Source organism: Paeniglutamicibacter psychrophenolicus (assembly GCF_017876575.1).
Taxonomy (GTDB): domain Bacteria; phylum Actinomycetota; class Actinomycetes; order Actinomycetales; family Micrococcaceae; genus Paeniglutamicibacter; species Paeniglutamicibacter psychrophenolicus.
The window spans coordinates 2,978,995-3,002,803 of sequence record NZ_JAGIOE010000001.1 but is presented as its reverse complement, the minus strand read 5'-3'; the positions used below and the strand labels follow the sequence as shown (position 1 = coordinate 3,002,803).

Sequence of the window (23,809 nt, the reverse complement as noted above, 5' to 3'; positions counted from 1 at the left end):
CCTTGAAATGGTCTAGGCGTTGCGTGCGGCAACGCGGTGCCAGGCGTCGTCGAGGGTGGACAGGAATGCGTCGGCTTCGCCGTTCAGCGCCAGCGTCTGGAAGTAGTTGTTGAGCGTGATGGCCGGCGGGAAGTAGTTGGTCATGTTGAGGTAGTACTTGCCGCCCGCGATCAGCGGCTGCAAGCCGGCCACCTGTTCGTTGGGGGTCTTGGCGGCGCCCTTGAGCGGGGAGAAGGCCGAGAACTTGTTGTTGTAGGCGGTGACCACTGCCGGCTCCATGAGGTAGCTGACAAAGCGCTTGGCCGCATCCATCCGCGGGGTGGAACGGGTGATGGAGAACGTCATGTCGAGGGTGACCTGGGCCTGGGTTTCCTCGGGGTCATCGCTCATCGGCAGGGCAAAAGTGCCCAGCTTGATGTCCGGGTTGATGGTGGTCAGCTCCGACAGGGCCCAGGGCCCCTGCATGTACATGGCGGCCTTTCCCTTCGCGAAGGCGGCGTTCCCGTCCGTGTAGCCGCGGCTGCCGGCGTCGTCCTGCATGTAGCCGAGCACCGTCAGGAAGTTGTCGGTGGCCGTCTTGAAGGTGCGGCCGAAGGTGGCTTCGGAGCCGATCTCCAGGTCTGCGGAGGTCCGCGGCATCCGGGAGAAGAATCCGGCCAGGTCAACGTTGCCGCCGGAGACGTATCCGTAGGGTTGGCCCAGTGTCCAGGAGTCCTTGAACGTGCCGTAGACGGGGGTCAGCCCGGCGTCCTTGAACGTTTCGCAGGCAGCCAGGAAGTCGCTCCACGTCGTGGGAACCTCCACGCCGTGTTCGGCGAACAGGTCCTTGTTGTAGATGACTCCGGCGGCCGCCAGCGAGAACGGCAGGGCGTTCAGCTCCGACTCCTTGTACCGCCCGAAGGAATTGATCAATTCCAGCGCCTTGGGATCAGTCATTCCGGCGGCCGGGAGGTCGGAAAGGTCGGCGAAGATCCCCTTCTTGGTGAAGTCAGATGTGGTGACCGAATACGCGTTGGTCACCACATCGGCCGGGTCGTCGCGGATCAGGCCTGGCACCCAGTTGCCGCCGTTGAAGTCCTGCACCACGTGGATGTCTGGGTTCTTGGCTTCGAAGTCCCTGATGAGTGAGTTGAAGTAGTCAACCACCTCGGGCTTGCCCTGTTGCAGGCGGATGGTGGTCACGGCACCGGCTCTGGACTTCGAGCAGGCAGGAAGGGCGAGGCCCGCCGCTGCCACCGTGGCCAGCAAAAGCAGCCTGCGGCGGGACAGGCCTGCGGGGCTCACTGGACGGGGCCTCGGGCTATGCGTGGAACGAGCAACATGAAAATCTCCCTTGTTCATTCGAGCTGAGGTGGTGCAGCCCGGTCGTGCGGGGCGACCGGCCCACTATTATTCACACTCTATATTTAGACTCTAAATTTATGTGCTGTTAGTATTATGTGCATCACATGGCCTGACGTCAAGGGACAACTTTTGGAACTCACGGCAAACACGCCCCAGCACCTGAGGCACACCAACATGGGCGCCGTATTGGGTCTCATGCGCCGCTCCGGGGCCGTAACCGGCACCGACCTCATCAAGGCCACCGGCTTGGCCCGGGCCACGGTGATTGCCGTCTGCGACGACCTGATCAAGGCCGGATGGGTTCGCGAGCTCCCGGCCCAGAAGACGGCCGCGCAGAAGGGGCGCCCCGCACGGGTCTTCGAGTTCGACGCCCGGGCCGGGGTGGTCGTCGGGTTGGACTTCGGCGTTGCCAAGGCCACGGCCGTGGTGGCCGACCTCCGCGGCACCATCCTGGCGAAGACCACCGAGCCGCTGCCCGGGTTCGCGGCGCCGGACGCCGAGCGACTGGCCAGCATCAACAAGGCCCTCCGACGGGCGCTGGCCCGTGCCGGGGTGAAGCCCGAAGACGTGCTGGTCGCCGGCGTCGGCATCGCGGCTCCCGTTGACCGGCGGGGAAACATCTCCCGCAGCCAGGCATTCTGGGAGCACCTTGACATCGGCCTCCAGGACGACCTGCGTGCCCGCTACGGTTGGCCCGTCCTCCTGGGCAACGACGCCAACCTGGCGGCCATGGCCGAACGGTGGATGGGCGTCGGGGCGGGGTTCGACGACCTGGCCGTCATGCTGGCGGGGGACCGCATCGGATTCGGGCTGATCGAGTCCGGACGGTTGCTGCACGGTGCCGCGGGGCGGAGCGGCGAAATGGGCCTGCTCCAGCTGGTTGACGGGGTGGGGACCCCGGATGGTATTGCCGTGCTGGCCCGCGAAATGGGGATTGATGCCTGCCGGAACGGCTCCGCCGCCACGGTCCTGTCCACCTTGGCCCGCGCCAACGGTTCCGGGTTGGCAGCGGAGGACGTCTTTTCCGCCGCGGCCGGCGGCGACGAGGTCGCGGCCGGGATCCTGGATGGGATCGCCAGGCGCATGGCCCGGGTGATCGCCCTGGCGGCAACCCTCGTTGACCCGGAACTGGTGGTCATCGGCGGCGCCGTGGCGCAAGCCTCGGAGGTGCTTCTGGAACCGCTTCAACAGGAACTGGCCGGGTTGATGCCGAACCCGCCACGGGTGGCCGTCTCCCCGCTGGGGGACGCCATCGTCACGCTCGGCGCCGTGCGGCTGGCCCTGGACTACGTGGAGAGCCGCGCCTTGGACCTGGTCCTGGGAGCATAGGGGCGGAATCGCGCGTGCCCCGTTAAGAGCAATCGCTCGGTGTAGAAGCTGCCGCAGGGCCGCGGGGGCCGCCGCGGCCGGGTCGCACGACGGCTACTTGGCGACGGTGAAGTCCTTGGACTCGGTGCCGGCTTGGCGGCCGGTGGCGGCATCGATGCCCCAGGCGGAGAAGGTGTAGTTGCCCGGTGCCAGCACGTAGGTGAAGGAGAACTCGTTGTGGCCCAGCGAATCCCCGCCGGTGTGCAGGGCGCCGGAGGCCACGACCTGGTTGTCCTCGGGGGATTCCCCGCGGCGGGTGATCTCCCAGGACTCCCCGCCGGAGAACGACGCGCTGACCCCGTGGAAGGTGACCTGGCCGGCCTTCTCGGTGCCGCCGAACTGCGGGTCGATGATCCACAGCGGGGCGGCCAGGTGGGCGTCGCGCACGAAGTTGTGGTCGAGCGGGATCTGGCCGAAGGCCTCGTAGCCCGATTCCCCGTCGACCAGGATCCGCACGCTTGGTTCCAGGCCCTCGGCGAGGATTCCGGCATTCGCGGCCGCTGCAGTGGTTGTGTACACCAGTTGGGCGATGGAACGCTCGGCCAGGCCCGCATCGACTTGCGAGCTGAAGGCCTTGGCCGAAAGGTCCACGGTGATCACGTTGTCGGGGCTGACGGAGGCCCCCACCGCGGCACTGGGACGCCAGGCACTGAAGTAGCGCGGGTCTGCGGGCTTCTGGGTGAGCATGTAGCGGACCGAATCGGCGATCGGGTCGGCGGCGTCCTTGACCCGGACAAACTCGCGGTACAGGGACACTGTCCCGTCGTTCTCCGCCAACCAGTACACCGGGACGTGGGGGTTGGTGTTCAACGATTCCATTTCCACGCTCGAGAGCGGGGTGGGGGTCTGCACGCTGGTGGCGGCCTTCGGCATGGAATACTGGTCGGTCGCCGAACCAAGACCGCAGGCCGCAAGGGTGCCAAGCACCACAGTGAGGCCCAGCACCGCAAGGCGGGTCCGGGAGGATCTACGTGAACAGGACATCTTAATGGGAAAGCTCTCTGGCAAGTTGCCGGGTGGGGGAACCGGTGAAACCGGATTCGCGAGGGGGGAGACCCGCGTCCGGTTCCAACCCAGCTTGGCATAACTTGATGAACGGTAGGGAGGAAAACCCGTCGATCCGCAGGACTGTTGCGTGATTGATATCTGCCAACCGAAGTTGTGCCCGAATCGTTGCACATTTGCTTCAGATACCTTTCGACCTCAGGTTTCCGGCCCCGCCGCCACGGGTTCCGGCGTCCCTGCCCGGATTCGAGGGCGCACCGGCCGCCGGTCGGGGCGCCGCCATCCACGATAGGATTGAGCCAGTGCAGGGAACCATGGCAGCGGAAGGACCGCGGGCGCCATTCGCCGGCACGGAATGCGGAGGCTGCAACAGTCGTATGGACCAACAAGTGAGCCAGGAGGACCGGCCCCGGGGAACCGACGCGCTGGTCCAATTCGACAGTTCGGACCAAATGGTCGCCACGCTCGGCGCGCACGACGAACTGCTGCGCGTGATCACCGGGGCCTACCCGCAGGTTGAGCTCCACGCCCGCGGCAACGACCTGCGTGTTTCCGGGGACGCGACCCAGGCGCACAAGGCCTTGCGCGTCATCACCGAGGCCCGCACGCTGGCCGGCAACGGCACCCGCATTTCCGCCCACACCATCGAGCAGCTCGTGCGCATGCTGGAGAACTCCGGCGCCGAGAACGGATCGTCGGTGCTGGGCCTGAAGATCCTCTCGGGCCGCGGCAAGGCAATCCGCCCCAAGACCGTGAACCAGAAATCCTACGTCGATGCCATCGACACCAACACCGTGATCTTCGGCATCGGGCCCGCGGGCACCGGCAAGACCTACCTGGCCATGGCCAAGGCGGTCGCCGCGCTGCAGGCCAAGGAGGTCAGCCGCATCATCCTGACCCGCCCGGCCGTCGAGGCGGGGGAAAAGCTGGGCTTTTTGCCCGGCACCCTCACCGACAAGATCGACCCGTACCTGCGCCCGCTCTACGACGCGCTGCACGACATGATCGAACCGGATTCGATGCCCAGGCTGCTGGCCGCGGGCACCATCGAGGTCGCCCCGCTTGCCTACATGCGCGGGCGCACGCTCAACGACGCGTTCATCATCCTCGACGAGGCGCAGAACACCACGCCCGAACAGATGAAGATGTTCCTCACCCGCCTGGGCTTCGGCTCCAAGATCGTGGTCACCGGCGACATCACCCAGGTCGACCTGCCCGGGGGCACCAAGTCCGGACTGCGCGTGGTCACCGAGATCCTCGAGGGCGTGGACGACATCGCCTTCTGCGAACTCGACGCCACCGACGTGGTCCGCCACCGCCTGGTCGGCGCGATCGTGGGCGCCTACGAGCGCTGGACCGTGCGCCAGGACCCCAACTTCAACCGTTCCAAGGCCCGCGCCAGGCGCCGCGCCAGCGGCGGACGGAACCCCGAACACCCCACCGAGACGAAACAGCCGGGCACAGCGCCCGTAAACCAGGAGCACGCCCCATGAGCGTAGAGGTCAACAACGAGTCCGCGATCGCCGCGGACCTGGAGCGCATCAGCGCGCTGGGACGCCACATCCTCGCCGAACTGTACGTGCACCCGGAAACCGACGTGTCGATCATCCTGCTCGACGAGGAGCCGATGAGCGCGCTGCACGTGGAATGGATGGACCTCGAGGGCCCCACCGACGTGATGAGCTTCCCCATGGACGAGCTGCGCCCCGGCGCCCCCGGCTCGCCCACCGCGGCCGGGATGCTCGGGGACATCGTGATCTGCCCGCAGGTCGCCACCACCCAGGCCGCCACCGGGGGGCATTCGGTGGAGGACGAGATCCTGCTGCTGACCACCCACGGCATGCTGCACCTTTTGGGCTTCGACCACGCCGAGCCCGAGGAAAAAGAAGTCATGTTCTCCCTGCAGCGGGCACTGCTCGAAGGATTCCTGGGCCGCCCCGCACCCCGGGAGACGATGGACTAGTGTCCGCGATCATTCTCGCGATCTGTGCATTGGTGTTCATCCTCAGTGCCGCCATGCTCACCGCCGCAGAGTCGGCCTACCTCTACCTCTCGCGCCAGCAGGCCGAGGCGCTGCGCAGCGAATACGCCCAGAAGCACCTGAGCAACATCCTTGCCGAATCGTTGAGCCACACCCACGCCGTGCGCTTCTGGCGCATCTGGTTCGAGACCGCTTCCGCGGTCGCGGTCGCGCTTTTCTACCACGACCTGTTGGACAACGTCTGGGTCGTCGGCCTGCTGGCCACCGTCACCATGGCCGCGGTCAGCTTCGTGCTGGTCGGGGTCTCCCCGCGGCGCTACGGGCGCTCCCACGCCGAATCGGTGGTGCGCCACACCGCGCCGCTGGTCCGTTTCCTGCGCGTGGTCCTGGGCCCGATCCCGGCCTGGCTGGTGGGCATCGGCAAGGCCATGAGCCCGCGCTCGGTTGCCGAGGACGAGGGCTTCCTGTCCAAGGAGCGCCTGCGCGACCTGGTGGACCGGGCCACCGAAGGAGACGAACTGGAGGACGATGCGGCGGAAATCATCAACTCGGTCTTCGACATGGAGGACACCTACGTCCGCTCGGTGATGGTCCCGCGCACCGACATGGTCACCATCGACAAGGGCGAGGGGCTCAACACGGCCATGGACCTGTTCCTGGCCTCGGGTTGCTCGCGCGTCCCGGTGATCGGGGAGGACGCCGATGACATCTTCGGCATCGTCTACCTCAAGGACGTGGCCTACAGGCTGCACCTGAGCCCGGACTCGACCGACAAGGTCGAGGACCTGGCCCGCAAGACCCGCTACGTCCCGGAATCAAAGTCCGTGGCCGAACTGCTGCCCGAGCTGCAGCAGGAATCCACGCACATGGCCATCGTCATCGACGAGTACGGCGGCACCGCCGGACTGGTCACCCTCGAGGACCTCATCGAGGAAATCGTCGGGGAGATCGACGACGAGTACGACCGCGCCAAGATCGAGATCGAGGACCTGGGCGACGGCAGCTTCGTGGTGCGCGCCCACACCTCCATCGACGAACTCGGCGAGCTCTTCGACATCGACATCGAGGAAGACGAGGTCGACTCGGTGGGCGGGCTGCTGGGCAAGGTGCTCGAATCGGTGCCGGTGCTCGGATCGCACGCCAGCTTCGAGGGCATCGAAATGAAGGTCCTTTCATTGAGCGGACGACGCAACCGGATCGGCAAGATCCTGGTGCGCAAGGCAGAAGAACAACCCAAGACCGGCGAACACGTCGCCGACAAGGATGCAGGGCATCACAAGGAGCAATCATGAGCCGGAACATCAAGAAGCCACAGATGCTGCCCACCGGAGGCTGGCCCGAGGACTTCCGCGCCGGGTTCACCTCCTTCGTGGGCCGCCCCAACGCGGGCAAGTCGACGCTGACCAACGCGCTGGTGGGCCAGAAGGTCGCCATCACCTCGGCCAAGCCGCAGACCACCAGGCACACCATCCGCGGCATCGTGCACCGCGAGGACGCCCAGCTGATCCTGGTCGACACCCCGGGCCTGCACCGCCCGCGCACGCTGCTGGGCCAGCGCCTCAACGACCTGGTCGCCGACACGCTCTCCGAGGTCGACGCCATCGGCTTCTGCCTGCCGGCCAACGAGAAGATCGGCCCGGGCGACAGGTTCATCGCCACCCAGCTGGCGCAGCTGCAGAAGAAGCCCATCGTCGCGATCGTGACCAAGGCCGACACCGTGGACCGGGCCGCGCTGATGGCCCAGCTGCTCGCGGTCACCCAGCTCGGGGTCGACACCCTGGGCGAGGGCGGCTGGGCAGCCGTCGTGCCGGTCTCGGCCACCAAGGACTTCCAGGTCTCCGAGGTCGCCGACGTGCTGGTCAAGCAGATGCCGCTGTCCCCGCCGCTGTACCCGGACGGGGAACTGACCGACGAGCCGGAGGCGAAGATGGTCTCCGAGCTGATCCGCGAGGCGGCCCTGGAGGGCGTGCGCGACGAGCTTCCGCACTCCCTGGCCGTGGTCGTGGAGGAGATGGTTCCGCGCGAGGGGCGCCCCGAGGACAGCCCGCTGCTGGATGTTCGGGTTAACCTCTACGTGGAGCGCCCCAGCCAGAAGGCCATCATCATCGGCAAGGGCGGGGCACGCCTGCGCGACGTGGGAACCCGCTCGCGCAAGGGCATCGAGGCGCTGCTGGGCACCCGGGTCTACCTCGACCTGCACGTGAAGATCGCCAAGGAATGGCAGCGCGACCCCAAGCAGCTGGGCAAGCTCGGCTTCTAGCCGCACCGGCGACCTGGCCGCAATGGGTGTCCCGGTTTTCCGGGGCACCCATTGCTATGTGACACGCACCTGCAACAATTAGGTGACCTGCTTCATGGGCGGGTGGAGGTCGATGTTATGGTGATCTTGTGCATTTCGGACTACTTCTACTAAGCCGCCGCGGCGAGACCCAAACAGGACTCTAACGCGTCCTTCGGCCGACCCCTCGCTGCGGAGTCACCCACTGTCCCGGCCCACTTTCGCACCACCAAGGAAAAGGCCCACAAGAAATGCAAAACATGCAAAAGCCCTCCGGAATGCCCATCCACAAATATGTGCCGTTCCAGGACCAGATCCACGTCTCGCTGCCCGACCGCACCTGGCCGGACAAGTACATCACCACCGCCCCGCGCTGGTGCGCCGTCGACCTGCGTGACGGCAACCAGGCCTTGATCGACCCGATGAGCCCCGAGCGCAAGCACAAGATGTTTGACCTGCTCGTGAAGATGGGCTTCAAGGAGATCGAGGTCGGGTTCCCCTCGGCCTCGCAGACCGACTTCGACTTCGTCCGCCAGCTCATCGAGCGCGGCATCCCGGACGACGTGACCATCCAGGTCCTCACCCAGTCCCGCGAACACCTGATCGAGCGGACCTACGAGGCCCTCGAGGGCGCCAAGCAGGCCATCGTGCACCTGTACAACTCCACCTCGGTGCTGCAGCGCCGCGTGGTGTTCAACCAGGACCAGGACGGCATCGTCGACATCGCCCTGACCGGTGCGCGGCTGTGCAAGAAGTACGAGGAGCAGCTGGTCGGCACCAAGATCACCTACGAATACTCCCCGGAGTCCTTCACCGGAACCGAGCTGGAATTCGCCAAGCGGATCTCCGACGCCGTGGCCGAGGTCCTTGAGGCCTCCCCGGAAAACAAGATGATCCTGAACCTGCCGGCAACCGTCGAAATGGCCACCCCCAACGTGTACGCGGACTCCATCGAGTGGATGCACCGCAACCTGGAAAACCGCGACTCGATCGTGCTCTCGCTGCACCCGCACAACGACCGCGGCACCGGCGTCGCCGCCGCCGAGCTCGGCTACCTGGCCGGAGCCGACCGCATCGAGGGCTGCCTCTTCGGCAACGGCGAACGCACCGGCAACGTCGATTTGGTCACCCTGGGCATGAACCTCTTCGGACAGGGCATCGACCCGATGATCGACTTCTCCGACATGGACGAGATCCGCCGCACTGTCGAATACTGCAACCAGCTGCCCGTCCCGGAGCGTTCCCCCTACGGCGGGGACCTGGTCTTCACCGCCTTCTCCGGCTCCCACCAGGACGCCATCAAGAAGGGCTTCGAGTCCATGGAGGCCGACGCCAAGGCCGCCGGCAAGACCATCGACGAGATCACCTGGGGCGTGCCGTACCTGCCGGTCGACCCCAAGGACATCGGCCGCTCCTACGAGGCAGTGATCCGCGTGAACTCGCAGTCCGGCAAGGGCGGGGTCGCCTACCTGCTCAAGAGCGAGCACTCGCTGGACCTTCCCCGCCGCGCGCAGATCGAGTTCTCCGGGGTCATCCAGCGCAAGACCGACGGGGAGGGCGGGGAGATCTCCTCGGCCGCGATCTGGAACGTCTTCCAGGACGAGTACCTGCCGGTTACCGAGGGCTCGGACCACGAGCCGTGGGGCCGCTTCAAGCTCGGCTCCGCCACCGCGGACACCGCCGAGGACGGCAGCTTCGAGCTGACCACCACGCTGGTCATCGACGGGGTGCCGCACCGCCGCACCGCGGCCGGCAACGGCCCGATCAACGCCCTGGTGAACATCCTGGGCAACGAGGGCGTGGACGTGCGCGTGCTGGACTTCACCGAGCACGCCCTGTCCGAGGGCGGCAACGCCTCCGCGGCCGCATACGTCGAGGCAGCCGTGGGCGAGCGCGTGCTCTGGGGCGTGGGCGTTGACACCAACACCACCATGTCCTCGCTCAAGGCAGTGATCTCCGCGGTCAACCGCGCGGTGCGCGACCTGGCCTAGGCCCCATCGGGAACGCCGGCCCCGGGCGTGCACACGGACACACCCGTCGTGCACGCCCGGGGCCGGCTTTGTCTGGGATCATGTATATGTGTCACGTTCATCTTTCGCAGCCAAGAGCTACCGCACCCGCGGCATTGTCCTGCGCACCCACAAACTGGGCGAGGCCGACCGGATCATCACGCTGCTCAGCCCCGAGTTCGGGGTGGTGCGCGCGGTGGCCAAGGGCGTGCGGCGCACCAGCTCCAAGCTGGGGGCCACCCTCGAGCCCTTCATGGAGGTTGAGGCTCAGATCGTCGCAGGCCGCTCGCTGCACACCATCATCCAGGCGCAGCTGCGCCACCCCTACGGGCAGGCGCTCGTGGCCGACTACTCCGCCTACACCGCCGGCGCGGCGATGCTGGAAACCGCCGAGCGGCTCACCGACTCCGAGGCCGATTCCATCGGCGCGCAATACCGGCTGCTGCACGGCGCCCTGGCCACCCTGGCCCGCGGCGGGCACGAACCGGGCACCGTGCTGGACTCCTACCTGCTCCGGGCCCTGGCCGCGGCGGGCTGGGCTCCGAGCTTCACCCATTGCGTGCGCTGCGGGGCGGTGGGCCCGCACCAGGCCATCAATATCCCGCTGGGCGGGGTGGTCTGCCACGACTGCCGGCCCGCCGGGTCGATGTCCCCGTCCCCGGCCACCATCACGCTGCTCGCCGCGCTGCTGGAGGGCGACTGGGAAAGCGTGGACGCCGCCGACGCACCCACCCGCGGCCAGGCCGGGACCATCACGGCCAACTACCTCCAATGGCACCTAGAACGAGCCGTCAAATCCCTCAAACTCGTGGAGCGACAATGAGCAAACCCCCCAAGATCACCGGCAAGCCCGGTCCCGGCGTCCCGGCCACCCGGCCGGGCGACGCACCGATGCCGAACATCCGTCCCGAGCTCATCCCGCAGCACGTGGCAATCGTGATGGACGGCAACGGCCGCTGGGCCAACGCGCGCGGATTGGCCCGCACCGAAGGCCACCGTGCCGGGGAGGCCGCACTGCTGGACGTGATGGCCGGGGCCGTGCAGATGGGCATCAAGTACGTCTCGGTCTACGCGTTCTCCACCGAGAACTGGAAGCGCAGCCCCGAGGAGGTCCGCTTCCTGATGGGCTTCTCCCGCGACGTGCTGCGCCGCCAGCGCAACACCCTGGACGGCTGGGGCGTGCGGATCCGCTGGGCCGGACGCGAACCGCGGCTCTGGAAGTCCGTGGTCAACGAGCTCAAGGCCGCCGAGGAACTCACCGCCGCCAACCAGACCTGCCAGCTGACCATGTGCGTGAACTACGGGGGCCGGGCGGAAATCGCCGATGCCGTGAAGGCCATCGCCGAACAGGTCGCCGCCGGCACCTTGAAGCCCTCGCAGATCACCGAGAAGACCGTGGCCAGGCACCTGGACGAGCCCGAGATGCCGGATGTCGACCTGTTCCTGCGCACCAGCGGAGAGCAACGCACCTCCAACTTCCTGCTCTGGCAGTCCGCCTACGCCGAGATGGTGTTCATCGACGAGCTGTGGCCCGACGTGGACCGCACCACCCTGTGGGACGCGGTGCGCGAATACGCCAGCCGCGACCGCCGCTACGGGGGAGCGGTGGATAAGCCTGCGGTCCCGGATTTGAGTAGTAATGGAACAGGATTGCGCGTTTAGCCCTCTGCGTTGCGGCTGTCGGTAGTCCGTAGGTTGCGCCAGTTGAATTCTTGAGTGATGCGCAGGTCGCCGCGTTCGGGCGGTTCGTGGGAGAACCTTCGCAGAACTATCTGGAGCTGTTCTTCTATCTTGACGACACCGATCAGGAGTTGATCCGCAGGCGTAGGGGTGAGCGCAGCCGGATGGGGTTTGCCGTGCAGGTCGGGACGGCACGATTCCTGGGGGCGCTGCTTTCCGACCCGCTCGATGTGCCATGGTCTGTGGTCGATTACGTTGCGGCGCAGCTCGGGGGCGCGGATCCCTCGGTGGTCAAGCGATACACCGTGCGTGTGGAGACCTCCAACGCGATGCGCGCGAGATCTGTGCCGTTTACGGGTACCGGGATCCTGATGCTCCGCTAACTGAAGCATTGATGGGGGTCGTCTCTTCGCGGTCTTTGACGCATGGTGAGGGGATCACCACGTTGTTCGGAGATGCGGTTGCGTGGTTGCGCCGGGAAAAGGTTCTTTTGCCGGGTCTGAGCATACTGGCACGGCTTGTGGCCGCGACCCGCGAACAGCACGTTTGCACGCACCGATTGCTGTTGCGGCTGAGAGTGCCGATCCGCGGTTGCCGGCTGTGTTGCAGAGCTTGCTGACGATGGGTCAGGGCGATCGGGCAAGCCGCCCGGAATTGTTGCGTGCCGGGCCAACGCGGGTTTCGGGCCCGGCACTGGAAAAGCTTTGCACCCAGCGGCTGAGGTCCGTTCGTTCGGGGCCGGGCGGTGGATCTATCGATGGTGCCTCCGGCACGGGTGCGTTCTTTGGCCCGGTATGGTTTGGGGTTGACGGCCCAGGCGCTGGGTCGGCTTGCCGAGCCAGCGCCGCACAGCAACGTTGGTGGCCACGGCCACGGCTTTGGAAGCGTCCACAGTCGATGATGCACTGGACCTTTTGATTTCCTGATGGCATCAAAGGTGCTGGGGCCCTCTCGTCGTGCCGCGGCCGCGAAGTGATTGGCGAAGATGCCCGAGCTCGAGTAAGCCTCCAGCGTCTTGGCCCGGGTCGGAGCCAAGCTGCTGCGCGTGCTTGAAGCTGCGGGTGAGAGTCTCGATGTCAGTGCCGCATGGGCTGCCCTGGATAAGAGCACTACCCTGGACCGGATTGTCTGCTCTACGGATTTGAGCGTGGTGCGGGTGCCTTAACGCCGTAATCTTGCGGGCGGATTTCGGCGCATCCGGAGTGCCGTGGTCAGGAGAGGCGTCCGGGCCTTCTTGAATGGTTATCGACCAAGAAAACCGCAAGAAAGACCCTGAAAGTAAACCATCCTGGCTCTGCCTGCGTACTGCCCGCAGCCCCACGGAAACCCGAGGCACCGCTGCACCCGGGGGCCGTCGCAACCCTGCTGGCCGGTTCCTGCGGGGCCGGCCCGTGGTGCAACCTTGCCGACGCCTTCCTGGACCTCGGAGGCCAGCACGTGCTCGCGGTGGACCGCCGCGATCATGCCCGGCTCGTCGTGGCCGTGGACCCCCCGAACGCACCGCTTGGTGCCACGGACGTGGCACCCAGGCCAGGTTCCAGGCCCGGTGCAGCGTGCCAATCCACGACATCCCGGCCCACGGCTCCCCGGTGCTCCTGCCCTGGAACAAGCGGGTGTTCCGCTGCCACGAAAAGCAAAGCCGCACGGTCACCTTCACTGAGGAACTCCACCGCATCGGGCCGCGGGAGAAACTCACCGTGCGGGCCTGCCACTGGGCGCACGAGTAGCTGAAAAAACAGGACATCGCGGTCTCGGCGATTGCCCGGCAGCTCGGCGTGGACCGTCACACGATCTGGGACAACGCCAAGGCCCTGGCCGAGCTGGAACTGACCGACCCCAAGCGCCTGGAGGGCGTCACCACCTTGGGCGTGGACGAACACAACTGGAAGCACACCGGCTTCCCCGGCGACCGCGTCCTGACCGGGTTCGTCGACCACACCTTCGGACGCGAAGGGAAGGAGCCGGGCCCGGCTGCTGGACCTGGTGGGCAGCAGTGGCAGGGCCTATTCCGACTGCCTCAAGGCCCAGCCCGAGGGCTTCGGGGCAGGGATCAAGGTCGCGACCCTTGACCCGTTTCGAGGCTATGCCAACGCCAACGACGAGCAGCTTCCCGACGCCGTCACGGTCCTGGACGCGTTTTTACGTCGCCAGGCTCGGGTCCACCATGGTCGATGAGATCCGGCGCCGCGCGCAGAAGGGGCGGCCACCGGCAAGTGGGGAGTGAAGTCCGACCCCCTCTACCGCTCCCGCCGGCTCCTGCTGCAGGGAGCCGAGCACCTGAGGAAGAAGCAAGGCGCCTTGCTCACCAATCTGCCCGGCGCCGGCGACAAGGACGGCGAGGTGACGATCGCCTGGAACGCCTACCAGGAACTGCGATTGATCTATTACGTCCCGCACGCCGACGGCCCCCAGCAGGTCCAGACCCTGCTGAATATATACGCCGACTGCCCGATCCCCGAGGTCAAGAGGCTCTGCAAGACCCTGAAGAAATCGCGGAAGGAAATCGCCGCCTACGTCGCCACCAAGGGTGTCTCCAACGGCCATACCGAGGCCACCAACTCACGTCTCGAAACCACCCGGAGGGTCGCCCGCGGCTTGAAGCAACGTCGAGAACTACCGCATTCGCTCGCTGTTCTCCGCCGGCGGCCACCGACACTACCGGGTTTAGGGCAACGTCACCACGCCACAATCCGAAGAGCCTGATTAATCGTTATCGAAAAATCAATCAAGAGGCATCATCTTGCATTAGGCTGACAGAAACTGAATCATGGAGAGGCTCGGATGAAAAGAATTACGATGTTTGCAGGCGCCATAGCATTGATCATTCCGTCATGTCTGGTGACAGGTTGCGTTGGTAAGGAAACTACGTGCCTGCCAGAGTCACTGACGGCTTCGTCCCAGACGGTCAAAGCCGGTTCGAATGTAACGATTTCTGCTCCGCCAGCAGCCTGCGACCTTCAGGGCTGTTGCGTTCTGGAAAGTGATTTAGACCACCGTGAGGATGGCTTGGATCAGCTTGTTCTGGGCATGCAGCGCGCGGGTGGCCGGCCGGATCTCGGTCAGGCCCGCGGCGCGTAGCGCGGTGAGTGCCGCGTTGGTCAGGGCGGCGACGTTCCGTGGTGCGTGGCCGGTGCGCACCTGGTTGTGGTCCTCCCGATACGCGGTGTCCCGGACATGGTGGACCTTGTTCTCGATGGACCAGTGTCCGCGCACGAGGTCGGCGATGTGGCCCGGGCCGGCGAGGTGCGGCGGGAGGCTGGTGAGGATGAACACCGTTTCCACGCTTGTCTTGCCCTGGTGGGTGCGTTCCCGGGTCAGCCGGGCGACTTGGCGCAGCCCGGGCCAGTCCGGTGCGAATTTTCCGGTCAGCGTGGCGATCTGGAGTTTGCGGATCACCACCCGGCCGTGGCCGGTGTCGATGGTGGTGTCGGCGACCGGGACCTGCTCCCAGGGCAGGTTGCGGACCAGCGCGTGCACCGTTGGCTGGTTGCCTTTCAGGGTCAGGACATAGTGGGCGCCGTGGGTCTGGCAGATCAGCTTTGCGGTGTTCCGCTGGGTGTGCAGCGCGTCGAGGGTGATGATCCTCCCGGCCAGCTCGTGGTGCCTGGCCAGGAGCTCCAAAAGTTCGGGCAGGCGAGGGATCTCGTTGGTTTTCGCGCAGACGTCGACCTGGCCCAGCACCAGGCCGGAGTCGTGGGTGGTTGCGGCCAACAGGTGGACCTTGGCCCCGTTGCCGTTCTTGGAGCTGCGCAGCTCCTTCCCGTCGATGGCGATGGCCTCGGCCAGGAGCGGGGCGGCGGCGGTGTGCAGCGTGGCGGCCCAGGACGCCAGGGCCTCATCCAGGCCGACGGGGTCCAGCTGCTTGAGGAAGCGGTGGAAGGTCGAGGGGCCGGGGACCGGGCGGTTGCGGTGGTTGGCCAGGCGGCGTGCGAGTTCCTGCATCTGCCGGTAGCCGGTGTGTCCGGCCATGACGGCGCAGGCGGCCACGGCCAGCAGCCAGCCGCTGCGGTAGCGGCATCCCTGGCCGCGGCGGGGGTCCGGCACCGTTGCCAGGGCTTTCAGGAGTCCCGAAGGGATCTCGGTGAGCGTTTCGTGGTCGAGCTCGGGGAGTGTCGGGTGGCGCTGGATGAGGGTTTCGAGGGATGATGGCATGAGGAGTTCCTGTTGATCTTGGTTGTTTAGTCACTTTCATGATTAACAGGAATTTCCTACATTAACAACCCGGCGTCATTTTCCCCTTTGCCCAAGTCAGAAACAAGTTTGGGCTAGAACGCAACAGCCCTGCTGCGACCTTGGATATGAAGACGGAAAAACTTACACCTTGAATCTTGTTCCGGAAGGTTCTACCGATGGTGGAATAGCCTTGCCGAAGGCACCAGTAAATAAAGATGGATCTTTTTCGAGTGAAATATTAATACCAAAGAATTCTCCCAAAGGTGATGCCACGATTCTTATTAAAGGCAGCCCTTTCGACGATTGCCAGGACGACATGTCTTGCGCATCATATTCGATTGACATCACAGTTGAATGATCTTTGCGCATATGAGAAGAAGGGTGAAGCTCGGTAGAGGATCACCCTTCTTGTCATATGTACCTTAATTCATTGAATCCAAGAATTGCTTCTTTGAAATGACGGTTGGAAGCGGAGAATCAGCATCGTTCACGAACTTTCCTGACGCTTTCTCTTCCCACGACGAAACCCCTCCGACTAGCACCCACTGCCCCGTATCTACACCAGGTTCCAACTCGAACGGAGTCAGGGATAAGAGATAGGTTTTACCTTGGCTTAGTATGGTGGACGCTTGCGAATCCTCGTTGAATTCATCGCCAAATTGACGAATCTTCAAAATGGAAGCTGAGGGCTTCCCGTGCACAACTTCCTTCACCTTCACAGAAGTCACCGTAAAAGGAACATCGCTGATGGTTTCCACCTTGCTTCCTTCAGCAACGGCTACGACAGCAAGCGTTGCCCCGGTCGCAACTTCATCAAGGGTGTCGACTGCTTCGACTAGGCTCCGATCCCAAACCATGGGTTGCTCCGCAGTGCCTATTTGTAGCCTTTCGGATGAGTCGAATCCGGGTTCAGGCCCTGATGAAGAAGGCTCCGGCGATGCAGCACTGCATCCAGCAAATGACAGGGCACCGATTGTGAGTAGAGCTGCGGATGCCACGTACTTTGTTCTGAAAAATTTCACGGTGTCTCCCTGCTAGTACTTTGCATTTATGCCGCGAACATCATCCGCTTTAGGCCCATAAACAGAACAATTGGTTCGCACGTCGTCGAAAGGATTCATAAGCGTGACAACGGCGCAGGCGTCCGATTCTCTACCTACGTGATTCAACCCAAGATTGTGGCCCAGCTCGTGAGCAGCAACCATTGCCTTTCGTTGAGCGTTGTAACTGCACAGGTAATAGGTATTCAGCTGCAACGGTATGGCTCTCGTGTAGTAGCCATTTGCACATGTGGCGTAGCTTGGTGCTCTCCCAGACCAGTGAGTGTTCCCAAAGTTGGCCGTGTTCACTTGGAAATGAGTAGCCGTACTCGCGGTTGCTTTGTAGATCGTGACGGGAGAGCTGGTGGCAGTCCACCGAGAAGCTGCAGTAGTCATGGCGGTGGCATAGGCACCAGTGGTACCGGCATAGTTTGCCCACCGAAGATTGGAAGCCCGTCCCCATTCGCAGCTGCCGAGGCTGGAGTAGCGGCTTGAGGAATGGCTAGGATCCCTAGTGAGAGAGCCATGGCGGCTGCAAGGGTGGCAGCGATTGATTTCATTTTTACAATCAACACAAGAACCTTTCATTGTCGGTGGAGCTCCACTTCGAAGAAAATACTCAATGCGAGTAGAAATTAGCATACTGACTACATTTATTTTGGTTCTGAATATTTAACATTGTTATGAGAATGTGACACTTGTCATTTCTTCTGCACTTCACAAGTGGATCTCTACCAATTTTCGGCTTCAGTCAGTTTCGTTTTTGTAGTCATCGAATAGTGCCCACATGGACATGCTCGCCCCCAGCGACGCGGATACCGCCTCATGCCCAGAAAAATGGTCAGCACTGAACCTGGGAAATCGTTCCTAGCTGGCGTGGACCGGGGGCCTGGGGAAGATCGATACGGAAATTCACGCTAACGACGTCCCGGCGTGAATGGTGATATTTTGTGGACCTAGGGAGCAGCCTCTCCCGTGCCTTTGATGGCACGGTAGATGGTTGAACGGGCAACGGAGAATAGGTCCGCAAGTTCCGCCGTCTGTGTGTTCCCGCCCGGTGTAAGCCCGATACTCCCGCAGCTACCCCTACCCGACAAATATCAGATGAGTAATTTGTACCTGAAGATTGCGAGAGGCGTCAGCTTTGGGCGGTGACTCTCACAAGGAGCTCATCAGCTGCTTGCCGGGTGGCCACATTCTAAGGGATGCCAGGTCTCAATTGACGCTTCGCGCAGGCCCGAGTTTGTCAAAGGGGGATGAACCGGATCTAGCGTCTCCAGACGCCCCGATCATTCCCCGGAAGCCCTCCGCAGGCCAGCCTGCAGTTCTCAAGTCGAGGGCCAAACGCGCAATCCTCATCCATTACTACTCAGATCCGAGTCCCGGCAGGGACCTAGCCCGCCGGGCGTTCAATCGTCGCGGCGCGCACGCCGTGCCCCGGCAGGTACCCGCTTCCCCAGCGGTCGATCGCCGCATAGGCGGCGGCCCGCGGGCCGGGCAGCGAGGAAAACACGTCGTGCATGGCCCCGTCGATGACCGAGTTGGAGACCTGCGGCCCCAGCCGCACCGAACGCTCGCGCACCACCTGGACCTCGATGACGGTGTCGTGGTGCAGCATCGACTCGTCGAAGCCCGTGGACAGGTGCGTCGACTTGGAAGTCAGCACCAGCACCGGGATCCCGATGTCCAGCCCGCGGGCCACCTCACGGTGCCCGGCCATCACCGCGGTGATCCAGCCGGCGGTCACCGGGAAGGAGATCGCCGGGCGCCACACCGGGTGCAGGTCCCAGGAGCCGCGGGCCAGCCGGGACAGCGAGCGCCAGTAGTTGTCCAGTTCAGGCAGGTGCAGCTTGGCCCGCGGGCGCAGCCTGGCGATCGGTTCGACGACGCCCTGGGCGGCGTAGCGGACCAGGTAGCTGCCCTGCATTTCCAGCCACGGGCTGTTGAGCACCAGGGCGGTGAACGCCTCGGGGTGCCGGTTGACCCAGAGGCTGGCCACCAGCCCGCCGGTGGAGTGCGCCACGCAGATCCCCGGCAGCTCCGGCCCCTCCATCGAACGGATCATGTCCAGGGCCGCGGCAAGGTCCTGGTCGTACTCGCCCAGGTTGGCGGTGAAGCCGGGGTTCAGGTGGTGGGCCCGGAGGCTGCGCCCGTAGCGGCGGAAATCCAGGGCGTAGAACGCATACCCGCGATCGCTCCAGTAGGCGGCCAGCTCGGTGTTGTAGAAGTAGTCGCTCCAGCCGTGCAGCGCCAACACGAACCCGACCGGGTTCTGGCCCGCGGGCCCCGCGGTGCGTGCCCGCACGATCGACGCGGGGTCTTGCCCGAACAGCCGGCGCAACGCGTTGCCCAGCCGGAAACCCAGCGGGGCACGGGATGCGGATCTTGCGTGTGCCGGGCCCCGGGAGCCGGGGATGTGGCGCACCAGCGTGGCGCACAACTCGCCCTCGGCGTCGCAGCCAAGCGGCAGCGTGGTGTAGCTGTACCCCGCACCGAGGATGTCGGGTTCCCAGGTGCCCGGTTCGGTCGTCGCGCTGTACGAGGGCCAGGTCGCGGTGGGATCGTTCTCCGGACCAAGTGCCTGGCCGGTACCGGGCGAGGAGGCATGGGACATGTGTCGAGCATAACGAACTTGAAGTTGTTTGCGGCCCTGACACCGGGAAGACTAGGAACCATGCGCATCTACCCCACGATTTTCCGCCTCGTTTTCACGAAGATGGACCCGGAAAAAGCCCACCACTTTTCCTTCGACGCCCTGCGGCTGGCAGAGAAGTTCGGGGTCTCTGGCATCTACCGGAAGCTGTGTGCCCCCGACCCGTCGCTGCGCCGCACCGTGATGGGCATCGACTTCCCCTCGCCCTTCGGCCTGGCCGCAGGATTCGACAAGGAAGGCGCCGGCATCCCGGCACTGGCGGATTTGGGGTTCGGCCACGTGGAGGTCGGCACCATCACCGGCGCCGCGCAGAGCGGCAACGAGAAACCGCGGCTCTTCCGCCTGGTCGAGGACAAGGCCGTCATCAACCGCATGGGATTCAACAACGACGGGGCGCACGCGGTGGCCCCGCGCATCCGCGCCGCACGCCTGGCCCTGGCAGGCCGCTACGGTGCGCAGCGGCCGGTGATCGGCGTGAACATCGGCAAGACCAAGGTCGTCGAGCTCGATGACGCCGTCGAGGACTACCTCGTCTCCACCCGCGAACTGGCCGTCCACGCCGACTACCTGGTGGTCAACGTGTCCTCGCCCAACACCCCGGGGCTGCGCCTGCTCCAGGGCGTGGAGACGCTGCGGCCGCTGCTTTCCGCCGTGGGCGCCGAGGCCGACCGGGTTGCCGGCCGCCACGTGCCGCTGCTGGTGAAGATCGCCCCGGACCTGAATGACGCGGACATCGCGGACGTCGCCACCCTGGCCACCGAGCTTTCGCTGGACGGCATCATCGCCACCAACACCACCATTGCCCGCGAACCGCTGACCAGCGACGCGTTCAAGGTCGCCGAGATGGGTGCCGGGGGACTGAGCGGGGCCCCGCTGAAGGCCCGCTCGCTCGCGGTGCTCAAGGTGCTGCGCGAAAAGCTCCCCGCTGACATGGCGATCATCTCGGTGGGCGGGGTAAGCACCGGGGAAGACGTGATGGAGCGGCTCGAGGCCGGTGCCGACCTGGTCCAGGGCTACACCGCGTTCCTCTACGAGGGCCCGTTCTGGGTCCGCGGCATCAACAAGGCCCTGGCCAAGGCCCAGGCACGCGGCAGGTCGCTGGCCAGGAAGTAGCATCCAACACCACACCCTCGCGGGCCCGTTGAACCGAACCATCGGTGCAACGGGCCCGCTGCGTTTGGGGCCACGGCATCGCCCACCGGCCATACCCTCAACCGTGAACGGATGCTAACATTGGCACCCCAAAGCCAAGGAGTGCACCGTGGGCAAGGTGGTCATGTACGGCTCGGTGTCGGTGGACGGCTTCATCGCGGACGAGAAAGACGACCCCGGAGAGCTGTTCGACTGGCTGGTCGGCGGCGAGGTCCCCTTGGACGAGAGCGGCGTGTTGAAGGTGTCCCAGGCGTCCTACGACTACACCCGGGCGTACTGGGACCGGATCGGGGCGACAATCGTCGGCAGGCACGTCTTCGACATGACGGATGGCTGGGACGGGACGCCCCCGGGCGGGGTCGAGCACGTGGTCGTGGTGTCGCACCGGCCCAGGCCTGCGGGCTGCGACCCCGAGGCGCCGTTTCACTTCGTCGAGGGCATCGAGGCGGCCGTGGCCAAGGCGCAGGAACTTGCGGGGGAGCGCATTGTCGAGGTCGCCGCCGGCGACGTCGGTGGCCAGGTGCTTGCCGCGGGCCTGGTCGACGAGGTGCGCATGGACGTCGCTCCCGTCGTGTTCGGGTCCGGCAAGCGCTTCTTCGGGTCGGTCCACGCACAGCACCTCTTGGAGGATCCCGACGTGGCGATCCGGGGCAACCAGGTCCTTCACCTGCGCTATCGGGTGCGCCGCTGACCGACCCGGGCGGGCAAACGAAGCAGGCCGTTGCCAACGGTGGCATTGGAATGGGGCCGGCGGCCGCGTTTGCGCAGCGCTGCCCGGGACCGACGTGCCGGCCGGCATCCGGTCAGCGCCTACGCCCTCAACCGTGAAGGGGCGGGATGGCATGGGTGGCTCGTTCCCCGAAACAGGGAGGCTGGGACCCAATCCGGGGCAGCGAAAAGGCGTGCGGCGCCGGGGCAGGAAACGGGGTTCCTGGCCGGGCGCCACACGCCTTGGTGTGGTTTCCTGAACGCTGGTGCGTATCTTTAGCGCGGGGCCTCGCCGCGGCGGACCTGAGGCTTGGGCAGGCGCATCTTGCGGAACTGCATTCCGCGCATGATGGCGTAGTACATCACGCCGCGCTCGACCGAACCGAAGCGCGCAACCAGCGCCTTCTTCAGCATCCGGGACATGATGAACGAATCGACGGCCACCAGGCCGACCAGGATCCACAGGGCAAAGGTCACGTAGACAGTCACCTGCGGGAACTTCGAGAGGCTCAGCGAAACGATCAGGAAGGCGAACACCGCGAACATCAGGTATTCGCCTACCATGAAGCGGCGATCCACGAAGTCGCGGGCAAAGCGCTTCTGCTGGCCCTGGTCGCGGGCGGCCATGAAGCGTTCGTCGCCGGTTTCGTTGGCCAGCCGCATGCGGTTCTGCGCCTCGAGGCGCTGTGCACGCTCGGCCGCGCGCGCGAGCTTGCGGTCGGTGGGAACCAGCGGTCGCTGGTTCTGCGCCTGCTGCACGCTGCGCTTCGGGGTAGGGGCATTCTTGCCTACGGGCTTTGTGGTCTCATCTGTGGGCGCTTCCGCGGAAGCTGCCGTATCCTTCTTGCGTCCAAACACCTTGCCAGTCTAGCTTGCGACCGGCATGCCGCCGGCATTGGCCACACGGTGCGGTTGTACGCTTTCTCCTATGACTACCAAGAACACCGCCGACCCGGCGTCCTTTGGCGTGGACCGCGAAGCATTGAGTACCCACGTCGAGAATGATTTCGACCGCATTGTCACCGAACTGGGCAACCTGGTGGCGATCCCCGGCATTGCCTGGGAATCGTTTGACCCGAATCAGCTTGACCGCAGCGCCGAGGCAGTGGCGCAGCTGGTGCGCGATGCCGGCATGGAGCAGGTCGATATCCTGCGCGTGCCCACCGCCACCGGCGCGATGGGCGGCCCGGCCATCGTGGCCAACCGGCCGGCCGCCGACGGCAAGCCCACCATCCTTCTCTACGCGCACCACGACGTGCAGCCCCCGGGCGACGAGGCACTGTGGAAGACCAAGCCCTTCGAGGCCACCGAGATCGACGGGCGGCTCTACGGCCGCGGCGCCGCCGATGACAAGGCAGGCATCATGGTGCACGTGGCCGCCCTGCGCGCGGTGCTGGACACCGTCGCCGACTTCGGCCTGGGCGTCACATTCTTCCTGGAGGGGGAGGAGGAAGCCGGGTCACCGAGCTTCCGCCGCTTCCTCGAGACCCACCGCGACCGGCTCGAGGCGGATGTCATCGTCGTGGCCGACTCCTCGAACTGGAAGGTCGGGGTCCCGGCACTGACCACCTCGCTGCGCGGCATGGTCGGGGGAGTGGTCGAGGTCCGAACCCTGGGCCACGCGGTGCACTCGGGCATGTTCGGCGGCCCGGTGCTCGACGCGCCAACCGTGGCGGCACGCCTGATCTCCACCTTCCACGACGCCCAGGGCAATGTCGCGATCGAGGGCCTGGTCTCCAACGACAACGCCGTCGTCGACTACCCCGAAGACGCGTTCCGCGCGGACTCCTCGGTGCTGGATTCGGTGGAGCTTGCCGGCAGCGGGAACATCGCCGACCGCCTGTGGAACAAGCCGGCACTGTCCATCATCGGCATGGACATCCCCTCCGTTGCGGTTTCCTCCAACACCCTGCTGCCCTCCACACGCTTCAAGCTGAGCCTGCGCGTGGCACCGGGCCAGGACCCGGAGGCTGCCACCGAGGCGGTGCGCGCACACATCATGTCCCGGGACCTGGGCGGGGCGCAGGTCACGTTCGAGTCGGACGAGGCCGGGCAGTCCTTTGCCACCGACACCTCGGCCCCGGCAGCGCAGGCGAGCCTGTGGGCGCTGGGGGAGGCCTGGGGCGTGCCGGCCGTGGAGACCGGCATCGGCGGCTCCATCCCGTTCATCTCGGACCTGCTGGAGGTTTTCCCGGCCGCACAGATCCTGGTCACCGGCGTGGAAGACCCCGACTCGCGGGCGCACTCGGCCAATGAGTCGCTGCACCTGGGCGATTTCCGTCATGCAATTTTGGCTGAGGCGTTGCTCTTGGCACGCTTGAACAACCACGGGCTCTGAGGCCCGACCGGCGGTGCCGCGACAGCATTTGCGGCAACGCCGTACCATTGGAAGGTGAGGGGCCGCGCTTGAGGCGTAGC

At 65.3% G+C, this 23,809-nt stretch carries 22 protein-coding genes and 1 pseudogene; 15 read left to right on the top strand and 8 right to left on the bottom strand.

Annotated features, from left to right (window positions below; translation table 11 throughout):
• Nucleotides 1-12: 12 nt before the first annotated feature.
• Complete coding sequence (locus tag JOF46_RS13625; protein WP_342592451.1) at nucleotides 13-1,284, bottom strand: ABC transporter substrate-binding protein; 1,272 nt, start codon at nucleotides 1,282-1,284, stop codon at nucleotides 13-15.
• 234 nt (nucleotides 1,285-1,518) lie between these two features.
• Between JOF46_RS13625 and JOF46_RS13620 the strand changes: the two genes are divergently transcribed.
• Nucleotides 1,519-2,673, top strand: a complete 1,155-nt coding sequence (locus tag JOF46_RS13620) for an ROK family protein (protein ID WP_245348127.1) — start codon at nucleotides 1,519-1,521, stop codon at nucleotides 2,671-2,673.
• A gap of 93 nt (nucleotides 2,674-2,766) precedes the next feature.
• Here the strand turns inward: JOF46_RS13620 and JOF46_RS13615 are convergent, their stop codons facing one another.
• Complete coding sequence (locus tag JOF46_RS13615) at nucleotides 2,767-3,585, bottom strand: GerMN domain-containing protein (RefSeq protein ID WP_209907920.1); 819 nt, start codon at nucleotides 3,583-3,585, stop codon at nucleotides 2,767-2,769.
• A gap of 509 nt (nucleotides 3,586-4,094) precedes the next feature.
• Here JOF46_RS13615 and JOF46_RS13610 point away from each other — a divergent pair.
• The 11 genes and pseudogenes from JOF46_RS13610 to JOF46_RS13560 all read left to right on the top strand — a co-directional run bounded on the left by JOF46_RS13610 (nucleotide 4,095) and on the right by JOF46_RS13560 (nucleotide 14,368).
• Nucleotides 4,095-5,210 carry a PhoH family protein gene (locus tag JOF46_RS13610; protein ID WP_245348126.1) on the top strand — a complete coding sequence of 372 codons (1,116 nt, stop codon included), beginning with the start codon at nucleotides 4,095-4,097 and terminating at the stop codon, nucleotides 5,208-5,210.
• Complete coding sequence (gene ybeY / locus JOF46_RS13605) at nucleotides 5,207-5,680, top strand: rRNA maturation RNase YbeY (protein WP_209907919.1); 474 nt, start codon at nucleotides 5,207-5,209, stop codon at nucleotides 5,678-5,680. The genes JOF46_RS13610 and ybeY overlap by 4 nt, the downstream gene beginning before the upstream one ends.
• Entirely contained in the window at nucleotides 5,680-6,990 is a 1,311-nt protein-coding gene (locus tag JOF46_RS13600) for a hemolysin family protein (protein ID WP_209907917.1), read from the top strand. Before ybeY ends, JOF46_RS13600 begins: the two co-directional genes overlap by 1 nt.
• Nucleotides 6,987-7,958, top strand: a complete 972-nt coding sequence (gene era, locus JOF46_RS13595; RefSeq protein ID WP_071215057.1) for a GTPase Era — start codon at nucleotides 6,987-6,989, stop codon at nucleotides 7,956-7,958. Before JOF46_RS13600 ends, era begins: the two co-directional genes overlap by 4 nt.
• 269 nt (nucleotides 7,959-8,227) lie before the next feature.
• Nucleotides 8,228-9,967: a 2-isopropylmalate synthase gene (gene leuA / locus JOF46_RS13590; protein ID WP_209907915.1), complete on the top strand. Its 1,740-nt coding sequence runs from the start codon at nucleotides 8,228-8,230 to the stop codon at nucleotides 9,965-9,967.
• A gap of 88 nt (nucleotides 9,968-10,055) precedes the next feature.
• Nucleotides 10,056-10,808 carry a DNA repair protein RecO gene (gene recO / locus JOF46_RS13585; protein WP_209907913.1) on the top strand — a complete coding sequence of 251 codons (753 nt, stop codon included), beginning with the start codon at nucleotides 10,056-10,058 and terminating at the stop codon, nucleotides 10,806-10,808.
• Nucleotides 10,805-11,647: an isoprenyl transferase gene (locus tag JOF46_RS13580; RefSeq protein ID WP_209907911.1), complete on the top strand. Its 843-nt coding sequence runs from the start codon at nucleotides 10,805-10,807 to the stop codon at nucleotides 11,645-11,647. Before recO ends, JOF46_RS13580 begins: the two co-directional genes overlap by 4 nt.
• Nucleotides 11,648-11,697: 50 nt before the next feature.
• Nucleotides 11,698-12,791 (top strand): annotated as a pseudogene (locus tag JOF46_RS22280) (DUF4158 domain-containing protein); the annotation flags it as partial.
• Nucleotides 12,792-13,218: 427 nt separating this feature from the next.
• Complete coding sequence (locus tag JOF46_RS13570; protein WP_209907907.1) at nucleotides 13,219-13,392, top strand: hypothetical protein; 174 nt, start codon at nucleotides 13,219-13,221, stop codon at nucleotides 13,390-13,392.
• 256 nt (nucleotides 13,393-13,648) lie between these two features.
• Complete coding sequence (locus tag JOF46_RS13565; RefSeq protein ID WP_209907905.1) at nucleotides 13,649-13,840, top strand: transposase; 192 nt, start codon at nucleotides 13,649-13,651, stop codon at nucleotides 13,838-13,840.
• A 45-nt stretch (nucleotides 13,841-13,885) separates the two neighbouring features.
• A complete protein-coding gene (locus tag JOF46_RS13560) occupies nucleotides 13,886-14,368 on the top strand; it encodes a transposase (protein ID WP_209907903.1) in 483 nt (160 codons plus the stop codon).
• A gap of 282 nt (nucleotides 14,369-14,650) precedes the next feature.
• Here JOF46_RS13560 and JOF46_RS13555 read toward each other — a convergent pair whose 3' ends face one another.
• The 5 genes from JOF46_RS13555 to JOF46_RS13535 all read right to left on the bottom strand — a co-directional run bounded on the left by JOF46_RS13555 (nucleotide 14,651) and on the right by JOF46_RS13535 (nucleotide 19,492).
• Entirely contained in the window at nucleotides 14,651-15,817 is a 1,167-nt protein-coding gene (locus JOF46_RS13555; protein ID WP_209905736.1) for an ISAs1 family transposase, read from the bottom strand.
• Nucleotides 15,818-15,979: 162 nt separating this feature from the next.
• Entirely contained in the window at nucleotides 15,980-16,183 is a 204-nt protein-coding gene (locus tag JOF46_RS13550; protein WP_209907902.1) for a hypothetical protein, read from the bottom strand.
• A 77-nt stretch (nucleotides 16,184-16,260) separates the two neighbouring features.
• The gene (locus tag JOF46_RS13545) at nucleotides 16,261-16,860 is read right to left on the bottom strand and encodes a hypothetical protein (protein ID WP_209907900.1); all 600 of its coding nucleotides are present in this window, start codon (nucleotides 16,858-16,860) and stop codon (nucleotides 16,261-16,263) included.
• Between the two features lie 12 nt (nucleotides 16,861-16,872).
• Nucleotides 16,873-17,274 carry a matrixin family metalloprotease gene (locus JOF46_RS22890; RefSeq protein WP_209907898.1) on the bottom strand — a complete coding sequence of 134 codons (402 nt, stop codon included), beginning with the start codon at nucleotides 17,272-17,274 and terminating at the stop codon, nucleotides 16,873-16,875.
• Nucleotides 17,275-18,271: 997 nt separating this feature from the next.
• The gene (locus JOF46_RS13535; RefSeq protein WP_209907896.1) at nucleotides 18,272-19,492 is read right to left on the bottom strand and encodes an alpha/beta hydrolase; all 1,221 of its coding nucleotides are present in this window, start codon (nucleotides 19,490-19,492) and stop codon (nucleotides 18,272-18,274) included.
• Nucleotides 19,493-19,552: 60 nt separating this feature from the next.
• Here JOF46_RS13535 and JOF46_RS13530 point away from each other — a divergent pair, with 60 nt between their 5' ends.
• Together JOF46_RS13530 and JOF46_RS13525 are read left to right on the top strand one after the other, a co-directional pair.
• The gene (locus JOF46_RS13530) at nucleotides 19,553-20,644 is read left to right on the top strand and encodes a quinone-dependent dihydroorotate dehydrogenase (RefSeq protein WP_209907895.1); all 1,092 of its coding nucleotides are present in this window, start codon (nucleotides 19,553-19,555) and stop codon (nucleotides 20,642-20,644) included.
• 148 nt (nucleotides 20,645-20,792) lie between these two features.
• Nucleotides 20,793-21,374: a dihydrofolate reductase family protein gene (locus JOF46_RS13525; protein ID WP_209907893.1), complete on the top strand. Its 582-nt coding sequence runs from the start codon at nucleotides 20,793-20,795 to the stop codon at nucleotides 21,372-21,374.
• A gap of 293 nt (nucleotides 21,375-21,667) precedes the next feature.
• On the opposite strand, the gene JOF46_RS13520 is transcribed toward JOF46_RS13525, so the two are convergent.
• The gene (locus JOF46_RS13520; protein WP_209907891.1) at nucleotides 21,668-22,249 is read right to left on the bottom strand and encodes a DUF3043 domain-containing protein; all 582 of its coding nucleotides are present in this window, start codon (nucleotides 22,247-22,249) and stop codon (nucleotides 21,668-21,670) included.
• A 70-nt stretch (nucleotides 22,250-22,319) separates the two neighbouring features.
• On the opposite strand from JOF46_RS13520, the gene JOF46_RS13515 reads away from it, so the two are divergent.
• A complete protein-coding gene (locus JOF46_RS13515) occupies nucleotides 22,320-23,729 on the top strand; it encodes a dipeptidase (protein WP_209907889.1) in 1,410 nt (469 codons plus the stop codon).
• Nucleotides 23,730-23,809: the final 80 nt, after the last annotated feature.